The sequence below is a fragment of the Streptomyces sp. CAI-85 genome (assembly GCF_013363615.1).
Lineage (GTDB): Bacteria > Actinomycetota > Actinomycetes > Streptomycetales > Streptomycetaceae > Streptomyces > Streptomyces antibioticus_B.
Map to the genome: position 1 here is coordinate 1 of NZ_JAANNX010000125.1, position 6,072 is coordinate 6,072.

The 6,072-nt window shown below is 68.8% G+C and carries 5 protein-coding genes and 2 tRNA genes; 6 read left to right on the forward strand and 1 reads right to left on the reverse strand.

Features of this window, described 5'->3' with window-relative positions:
* The coding region (locus tag G6W55_RS36685) for a nitrate- and nitrite sensing domain-containing protein (protein WP_175524941.1) at positions 1-1,630 on the reverse strand (1,630 nt) is incomplete at its 3' end.
* A gap of 617 nt (positions 1,631-2,247) precedes the next feature.
* On the opposite strand from G6W55_RS36685, the gene G6W55_RS36690 reads away from it, so the two are divergent.
* The 6 genes from G6W55_RS36690 to G6W55_RS36715 all read left to right on the forward strand — a co-directional run bounded on the left by G6W55_RS36690 (position 2,248) and on the right by G6W55_RS36715 (position 5,988).
* Positions 2,248-2,421 (forward strand): hypothetical protein, encoded by a 174-nt coding sequence (locus G6W55_RS36690; RefSeq protein ID WP_175524942.1) that lies wholly within the window; start codon positions 2,248-2,250, stop codon positions 2,419-2,421.
* A gap of 203 nt (positions 2,422-2,624) precedes the next feature.
* The gene (locus G6W55_RS36695) at positions 2,625-3,410 is read left to right on the forward strand and encodes a fumarylacetoacetate hydrolase family protein (protein WP_085213576.1); all 786 of its coding nucleotides are present in this window, start codon (positions 2,625-2,627) and stop codon (positions 3,408-3,410) included.
* Positions 3,403-4,887: a glutamate--tRNA ligase gene (gltX, locus tag G6W55_RS36700; protein ID WP_175524943.1), complete on the forward strand. Its 1,485-nt coding sequence runs from the start codon at positions 3,403-3,405 to the stop codon at positions 4,885-4,887. The genes G6W55_RS36695 and gltX overlap by 8 nt, the downstream gene beginning before the upstream one ends.
* An 89-nt stretch (positions 4,888-4,976) precedes the next feature.
* Complete coding sequence (locus tag G6W55_RS36705) at positions 4,977-5,711, forward strand: HAD family hydrolase (RefSeq protein ID WP_175524944.1); 735 nt, start codon at positions 4,977-4,979, stop codon at positions 5,709-5,711.
* Between the two features lie 93 nt (positions 5,712-5,804).
* Positions 5,805-5,876, forward strand: a tRNA-Gln gene (locus G6W55_RS36710).
* Between the two features lie 39 nt (positions 5,877-5,915).
* Positions 5,916-5,988: transfer RNA gene (locus G6W55_RS36715), tRNA-Glu, on the forward strand.
* Positions 5,989-6,072 lie beyond the last annotated feature (84 nt).

The following is a 6,072-nucleotide window of genomic DNA, read 5'->3' on the forward strand; positions in this document are numbered from 1 at the left end:
GGTCGAGCTTGAAGAGCGAGGAGAGCTGGTCCGGGTCGGCCTCGCGGGACTCCAGTTCGGAGATCAGCGAGAGCTGGCGCTGGATCAGACCCTGGGAGCGGCGCGAGAGGTTGGTGAACATCGCGTTGACGTTGCCCCGCAGAAGGGCCTGCTCGGCGGCGAGCCGGACCGCCTCGCGGTGCACGTCGTCGAAGGCCGCGGCCACCTTGCCGATCTCGTCCCGGGAGTGCACACCGACCGACTCCACGGACGTGTCGACGTCCTGGGGGTCGGACTCGGAGAGCTGCTTGACCAGCTCGGGCAGGCGGTCCTGGGCGACCCGGGTGGCGGTCTCCTGGAGGCGGCGCAGCGAGCGGATCATGGACCGGGCGACGACGAAGGCGCCGACCAGCGACACACCGAGCACGAGCAGGATCAGCGCACCGGAGATGATGGCTTCCTGCTCCGACTCGGCCCGCAGCTCACGGGCCTTCTGCTCCATCTGCTCGAGCAGCGTGCGCTCGATGTTGTTCATCTGGCCGATCTTGGTGGTGCTGTCGTCGAGCCAGTCCTGGTAGGACCGCTTGTCCAGCGACGCAAGACCGGAGGACGAGTTGAGCGCCCGGGTGGCGTAGGTGTCGGACTCCTCGATGACCGGGTTGCCCTTTTCGATGGGCTGGAGCAGGTTCTCGGCGCCCTCGTCGCCGAAGATGCCGCGGAAGGACGACAGCTCAGACCCTTCGCTCTCACGGGCGGCGTTGGCGTACTGCCGGTCGTTCTCGGAGAGCTTGCCGACGGAGGTGTTGTTCGCCGGCAGCGCCGCCGCGAGCACGGCGCGCTGGACGGAGGCCCACTCCTTGGCGGTGGAGAAGGCGGCCAGCGCACGGGTGCGCTGGATCATCTCCGGGTTGCTGGTGGCCTGCGCCATGTCCTGGGAGAGGTCGAGCAGGCTGGTGATGAGCTGGTGGTAGGCGTCCACCGTGCGCATCGCGTTGCCGTCGTCCGCGTAGGCGCTGGAGCGCACCTGCTGGAGCTTGTTCAGCTCGCTGAGGAGACCCACGAGGGTGTCGCGGACGCCCTGGAGGTTGCCCTCCGTGGACGCGACGTTGATCTTCTCGGCGGCGTCCTGGAACGCGGTCATGGACCGGTCGGTCTTGGTCCGGTAGCCCTTGACACCGAAGTCGGTCGCCTTGCCGCCGTGCGCCAGCGGACCGGCCGAGCGGTCGCGCTCGTTCTGGAGCGCGACGGCCAGCTCGGTGGCCTGCTTGGTCATCTCCGTCAGCAGCTTCATGTTGTCGAGCTGCTGGATGTCGTCCATGGACTGGTTGATACGCAGCGCACCCAGCGAGGTGGCCGCGACCACCGGGAGGGTCAGCAGTGCGACCAGTCGGGTGGAGATGCGCCAGTTGCGCAGCGCCACGCGCGAGCCGGGGCCGGGCGGACCGGCCGAGGGCTTCGCCTGCGGAGTCGGGGGCAGACCGGACGACGCCGACGCGCCGGGGCGCCCGGAGCGCTCTCCGCCGTCGCCGGACGGTGCCTGGCCCGGGTTCTGGGCGTGCTGGGGCGAGGAGCTGCCATTGCTGGGGGCAGTCCCGCCGTGCGGCTCCGGCATCGCCGAAGCACTGCCATCCCTCTTGAAACGTCCCTGCACTAGCGTCGCAACCTCTGGACCAGGCGCCCTTCCGGGTGAACGGAAGGACGGTGTCGGCGTGTTGAGGGGAGCCCTGAATTGCGCCCCTCGGGTGGTCGGAATTACCGGCGCGGGTTCCCCCTTCTCGCCGCCACTTCGGCGCATGTGCGCCCCTTGTGCGCCGGCTAGATCCTGCGGCGGTTCGTGAGATTCCAGCACAGTGCAGGATCTCCAACAAGGTGTGTTGGCCGGGCTGTGACATGCGTGACAGCATGTGAGGGCCGCATCACGGGCCGTAGAGAACGAACCCGTGTAAAGCAGGCATAAGGGCTCAGGGTGCCGGGTGGTGGCACGTGTCCCAGTCGACATGATCAGGAGCGGAATAAGCGCTTCAGGGGCGGAATGTCCGTTTACTCATCTCCACGCGCCGGTCTGAATTGACCGCTTTGGGCGCTGATTCGTGAGCAAACTCACACACTGATCATGAGACCTTCACGCGTTCCCGGGGAATCGCGTGTTTAGCCTGACGCTTTACAGAAATGGCATATCCGACAAGCCGCGCCTGCGCGAGGGCTCCTTTCCCCGGCCCTCAGGCGCCCGACATGACAGGGTCACGTACAACAGTGAAGACGCCGCCGATGTTCCACAAGATCGCCAACCCGCAGCGCACCACGCTGGCGCACCTCAAGGACGCCGTCGACCTGCGGCTCCCCGAGCGGCCGGAGCACGCCGTCGACCTGCCGGCCCAGACTGCCAATCCCAAGCGCACCATCCTCATGGAGGCCCCGGTCGCGGCCTCCCTCGCGGAGTAGATCTGCAAAGAAGATCCCCAGGGATCCACGGAGGTTCCACAGGGATCCACGCGATCTTCACGCGGAGGTATACGGCTGAGGGCGGCAGATTGCTCAAAGGCCCCCACCGCAGGATGTCAAGGGCGTCCCCGGCCGGGGACGCCCTTCCGCGTTAGCCTGGAGCGTCACACTCCAGCCAGCTCAGTCAAGGGGCCAACCAACCCGTGCGCATCGCCAGGTTCTCCATCGACGGGAACGTCGCCTTCGGCGCGGTCGAGGGCGACAAGCCGGACGAGCTCGTCCTCGACATCATCAAGGGCATCCCGTTCGCGGACTTCCAGCTCTCCGGCACCAAGGTGCCGCTGAACAAGGTCCGACTGCTCCCGCCCGTGCTGCCCAACAAGGTCGTGGCCTTCGGGCGCAACTACGCCGAGCACGCGAAGGAACTGGGCCACGAGGTGCCGGACGCCCCGTTCGCCTTCTTCAAGCCGTCCACCTCGGTGATCGGCCCCGGCGACGACATCCAGTACCCGCCCTTCTCGCAGGAACTCCACCACGAGGCGGAACTCGCCGTGGTCATCGGCCGGATGTGCCGCGAGGTCCCGCGCGAACGCGTCGCGGACGTGATCTTCGGCTACACCTGCGCCAACGACATCACCGCCCGCGACGTCCAGCGCCGCGAGAAGCAGTGGGCCCGGGCCAAGGGCTTCGACACCTCCTGCCCGCTCGGCCCCTGGGTGGAGACGGACCTCGACCTGGCCCGCGCCGCCGACCTGACCGTGCAGCTCACGGTCAACGGCCAGCAGCGCCAGCTCGGCCGCACCAGCGAGATGATCCACTCCATCGAGGATCTGATCGTCAACATCACCGAGGCCATGACGCTGCTCCCCGGCGACGTGATCCTCACGGGCACCCCGGCAGGGGTCGGCCCCCTGGCTGTCGGCGACGAGGTCGCCGTCACCATCGAAGGCATCGGCACTCTCACCAACAAGGTTGTCAAGCGTGGCTAGCGCATCCGGCTCTCCCGTACGCGTCCGATTCTGTCCCTCGCCCACCGGTAACCCCCATGTGGGCCTGGTCCGCACCGCCCTGTTCAACTGGGCGTTCGCCCGGCACCACCAGGGCACCCTGGTCTTCCGCATCGAGGACACCGACGCGGCCCGCGACTCCGAGGAGTCGTACGAACAGCTCCTGGACTCGATGCGCTGGCTCGGCTTCGACTGGGACGAGGGCCCCGAGATCGGCGGCCCGCACGCGCCCTACCGCCAGTCGCAGCGGATGGACCTCTACAAGGACGTCGCCGCCCGGCTCCTCGCCGCCGGCCGCGCCTACCACTGCTACTGCTCCCAGGAGGAGCTGGACACCCGCCGCGAGGCCGCCCGCGCCGCCGGCCGCCCCTCCGGCTACGACGGCCACTGCCGCGATCTGTCCGAGGCGCAGGTCGAGGAGTACCGCGCCCAGGGCCGCGCCCCGATCGTCCGCTTCCGGATGCCCGACGAGACGATCACCTTCACGGACCTGGTCCGCGGCGAACTGACCTTCACCCCGGAGAACGTCCCGGACTACGGCATCGTCCGCGCCAACGGGGCGCCGCTGTACACGCTGGTCAACCCGGTCGACGACGCCCTCATGGAGATCACCCACGTGCTGCGCGGCGAGGACCTGCTGTCCTCCACGCCGCGGCAGATCGCCCTGTACAAGGCGCTGATCGACCTGGGCGTCGCCAAGGCGATCCCGGCCTTCGGGCACCTCCCGTACGTCATGGGCGAGGGCAACAAGAAGCTCTCCAAGCGTGACCCGCAGGCGTCCCTCAACCTCTACCGCGAGCGCGGCTTCCTCCCCGAGGGCCTGCTCAACTACCTCTCGCTGCTGGGCTGGTCGCTCTCCGCCGACCAGGACATCTTCGGCACGGCCGAGCTGATCGCCGCCTTCGACATCGCCGACGTCAACCCCAACCCGGCACGCTTCGACCTGAAGAAGTGCGAGGCGATCAACGCCGACCACATCCGGCTGCTGGACGTGAAGGACTTCACCGAGCGCTGCCGCCCGTGGCTGCGCGCCCCCTTCGCGCCCTGGGCGCCGGAGGACTTCGACGAGGCCCGCTGGGAGGCGATCGCCCCGCACGCCCAGACGCGTCTGAAGGTCCTCTCCGAGATCACCGACAACGTCGACTTCCTGTTCCTGCCGGAGCCGGTCTTCGACGAGCCCTCCTGGGCCAAGGCGATGAAGGAGGGCGCCGACGCGTTGCTCCGCACCGCCCGCGAGAAGCTGGAGTCCGCCGACTGGACCTCGGCCGAGTCCCTCAAGGAGGCCGTCCTGGCCGCCGGCGAGGCCCACGGCCTCAAGCTCGGCAAGGCCCAGGCCCCGGTCCGCGTCGCCGTCACCGGCCGCACGGTCGGCCTCCCCCTCTTCGAGTCCCTGGAGATCCTGGGCAAGGAGAAGACCCTGACCCGCATCGACAGTGCCCTGACCAAACTCACGGCCTGACGTCGCACGACCGAGGGGCGGTACCGGTGACCCCGGGTACCGCCCCTCAGCCGTACGCGGCGGACCGGCCCCGCGATACCGTCGGAGGCATGAGCATTCGTGCCGTGGTCTGGGACGTGGACGACACCCTCTTCGACTACACCACCGCGGACCGGGAGGGCATGCGGGCGCATCTCGTCGCCGAGGGGCTGATGGCCGGGTACGGCACGCCGGAGCAGGCGCTGGACCGGTGGCGGGAGGTCACCGACGGGCAGTGGGCGCGGTTCTCCGCAGGCGAGGTCACCTTCGAGGGGCAGCGGCGGGACCGGGTGCGGGTGTTCCTGGACCGGCCGGAGCTGACCGACGCGGAGGCCGAGGAGTGGTTCCGGCGCTACATCGGGCACTACGAGGCCGCCTGGGCGGTGTTCCCCGACGTCGTGCCCGTGCTCGACGCCCTCGCCGCCAGCCACCGGCACGCGGTGCTCTCCAACTCCAGCCTGACCGTCCAGGACCACAAGCTGCGCGTCCTCGGACTGCACCACCGCTTCGAGACCATCCTGTGCGCCGCCGAGCTGGGCGTCTCCAAACCGGAGGCCGCCGCCTTCCTCGCCGCCTGCGAGGCCCTCGCCCTGCCCCCGCACGAGGTGGCCTATGTCGGTGATCATCCGGAGATCGACGGCCGGGGCGCCGCCGACGCCGGACTGCTCTCGGTGTGGATCGACCGCCGCGGCGGCACGGCGGCCGTGGAGCCGCCGTCCGGCCGGCACCGGATCGCCACCCTCGCCGAACTGCCCGCGATCCTCGGCCCGGATACCCGTTTTGGAGCCCGGTCCACCTTCGGGTAATGTTCTTCCTGCGCCGCCGAGGAGCGGGCCGAAAGGCCGGAAGCCGGGGGCGCAAGCTAGAACAGGATCCCTCTTCCGGGATTTGCGTTCCAGTGGCCTATGGTGTAATTGGCAGCACGACTGATTCTGGTTCAGTTAGTCTTGGTTCGAGTCCAGGTAGGCCAGCTCGCGGAGCTCATCCGCACCGTGGAGGACATCCACAAAGCCCCCGTTGTGTAGCGGCCTAGCACGCTGCCCTCTCAAGGCAGTAGCGCCGGTTCGAATCCGGTCGGGGGTACTGATCTCGATCAACTCGGGATCGCTAGGGCCCCCGTTGTGTAGCGGCCTAGCACGCCGCCCTCTCAAGGCGGTAGCGCCGGTT